The sequence below is a fragment of the Microbacterium sp. genome (assembly GCF_035554235.1).
In the GTDB taxonomy this organism is placed as follows: Bacteria; Actinomycetota; Actinomycetes; order Actinomycetales; family Microbacteriaceae; genus Microbacterium.
The window spans coordinates 1-2,469 of sequence record NZ_DATMIO010000026.1 but is presented as its reverse complement, the minus strand read 5'-3'; the positions used below and the strand labels follow the sequence as shown (position 1 = coordinate 2,469).

At 67.9% G+C, this 2,469-nt stretch carries 3 protein-coding genes; 2 read left to right on the top strand and 1 reads right to left on the bottom strand.

Features of this window, described 5'->3' with window-relative positions; genetic code table 11:
• Window positions 1-135, top strand: coding sequence for a zinc-binding dehydrogenase (locus tag VNT50_RS01345; protein WP_325483315.1), 135 nt, complete (start codon window positions 1-3; stop codon window positions 133-135).
• Between the two features lie 145 nt (window positions 136-280).
• On the opposite strand, the gene VNT50_RS01340 is transcribed toward VNT50_RS01345, so the two are convergent.
• The gene (locus tag VNT50_RS01340; RefSeq protein WP_325483314.1) at window positions 281-1,678 is read right to left on the bottom strand and encodes an FAD-binding oxidoreductase; all 1,398 of its coding nucleotides are present in this window, start codon (window positions 1,676-1,678) and stop codon (window positions 281-283) included.
• Between the two features lie 125 nt (window positions 1,679-1,803).
• Here VNT50_RS01340 and VNT50_RS01335 point away from each other — a divergent pair.
• On the top strand, window positions 1,804-2,469 hold a 666-nt coding region (locus VNT50_RS01335; RefSeq protein WP_325483313.1), incomplete at its 3' end, for a winged helix-turn-helix transcriptional regulator.

Genomic DNA, 2,469 nt, shown 5'->3' with positions numbered 1-2,469 from the left:
TTGACCGACCTCGGCGTCGCGGGCGACATCGGCATCCACATCGACCGCACGTTCGGGCTCGACGAGGTGCCGGAAGCGTTGCGGTACGTCGGCGAGGGACTCGCCCACGGCAAGGTCGTGGTGACGACCGACTGAGTGCCGCCCCTGTGAGCCAACGGCGACCGTCCGCTCCGAGCCACGTGCCCGACCGAGCCACTCGACCACCGGGGCACCGGGCGCCGAGCCGGCGGTAGGTGGCGGTCGCGTCTCGGGTCCGCGACACGAGTCGATGCGTGAGCGCTCACTGCGCCGGCGTGGCAGGCTGGATGTTCTTGTTGTTGTGGAACACGTTCTCGGGGTCGTACTTGGCTTTCACTTCGGCGAGCCGCCGGTAGTTGGCGTCGCCGTAGGCCTCGCGGACGCGGCTCGTGCCGTCGTCGGAGTCCAGGAAGTTCACGTAGACGCCGGCACGATGGGATTCGAGAGCGTCGAGGAATGCTCGTGCCCACGCGGCCTCAGCTGTCCCGACAGTGTCGTCCTGCTCCGGGAGCCATACAGCATCGATGCTCATGTTGTGATCCACATCGCGTTCCGGGTAGGCGGTGGCGCCCCGAGGCGCTCGAGCAACTGCGCCACCCATGTGAAATATCGCCGCGTACGACCTCGGTGAGGTGGCGCCGTAGGCATGCTCGGCGACGATGTCGATGACCGCGTCGGACAGGCCGGTGAGGTTCGTGGCCTTCCAGTAGTAGTGCCAGCCATGGGGGACGGTGTCGTCGATGCCGCTCTGATGGTCGACGTACAACGTGGGTCCGACCAGATCCACGAGCGGAGTCCCGAACTGGCGGAGCGCGCAGACGGCACGCTCACCTGCCTCCACGGGTCCGGCGTAGCAGCTGACCACCGCGATGGCCGGCCGGAAGTGCAGCTCCTCGTCGACCACCGGCAGCGGCGGCATCGTGCCGAGCCGAATGACGGTCCCGAGCCCGTCGGGCGCGTCGGCGACGAAGTCCCGGTAGAAGCGCAGGACCTCGGTGGTGTCCTGGGCCGCCCAGAAGACCGGTCCGGCCAGGACGGTGGGGCCGACCGGGTGCAGCGCGAACCGGAACGAGCTGACGACGCCAAAGTTCCCGCCACCGCCCCGCAGCGCCCAGAACAGGTCGGGGTGGTCGTTGGCCGACGCCCGCGCGATGTCGCCCTCCGCGGTGACCACCTCGGCCTCCACGAGGTTGTCGACGGTGAGCCCGTGCTTGCGCATGAGCCAGCCGATGCCACCACCCAGGCTGACGCCGCCGACGCCGGTGTGGCTCACGATGCCGCCCGTGGTGGCCAGACCGTGCGCCTGTGTCTCGTGGTCGACGTCGCCCCACAGGGCACCACCTTGGACGAGGGCCGTGCTGTCGACAAGATCGACCGAGACGGCGCGCATCGCCGAGAGGTCGATGACGATCCCGTCGTCGCACACCGCAGTGCCGGCGACGTTGTGGCCTCCGCCACGCACGGCGATCTCGAGGTCACGGTCACGGGCGAAGCGCACCGCTGTGGCCACGTCGGCGGCGCCGCTGCAGCGGGCGATCATCCGGGGTCGTCGGTCGACGGTGCCGTTCCACACGGCTCGGGCGTTGTCGTAGTCGTGGTGGTCGGGGGTGATGAGCTCTCCTCGGAACCCGGGGATCTGCATGGCGGTTGGTACTGACATGGTTCCTCCTCTGGTGGATGGGCTCATCGCAACATCGGGGGGCACCGAGGAGAAGTCAGCGATCTGGACCTTGAACTAAGGAATCTGCACTTCACGTCGGTCGGGCGGTGCGGGACACTGCGCTCATGAGGACCTACGGTCAGTACTGCCCGATCGCCCGTGGCGCGGCGATCTTCGCTGAGCGTTGGACGCCGTTGATCATCCGCAACCTGTATCTGGGCTGTGAGACCTTCGGCGAGATCCTCGAAGGTGCGCCCGGACTCTCCGGCACGCTCCTCGCGCAGCGGCTCAAGCAGCTCGAACGCCTCGACATCGTCGAGTCGGTACCGAAAGCTCAGGGACGCGGTCACCGGTACCACCTCACGAGCTCGGGCCACGATCTGTTCAAGGTCTGCGAGACCCTCGGCGAGTGGGGAGCTCGTTGGCTCGAGATCGCCCCCCAGAACCTCGATCCGTACGTGGCGTTGTGGTCGATGTGCAACGCGCTTCGCCGGGACCGACTACCTGACCGGCGCGTGGTCATCCGGTTGGATTTCACGAGCTTCCGGCCCCGCGAGCGGTACTGGTTGCTGCTCGAGCACCGCGAGGCCGAGGTCTGCAAGACGTATGCCGGTCTCGACGAGGACCTCTACATCACCGCCGACGCCGAAGCGTTCGTGAAGTGGCACGCCGGGCAGCTCTCCTGGGCGGAGGCAACCCGCGACTCCCGGATCCAGCTCGACGGCCCGTCATGGCTCGTACGGGCCTTCCCGAGCTGGAACGGCCGCAGCATGTTCGCCCACATCAAGCCC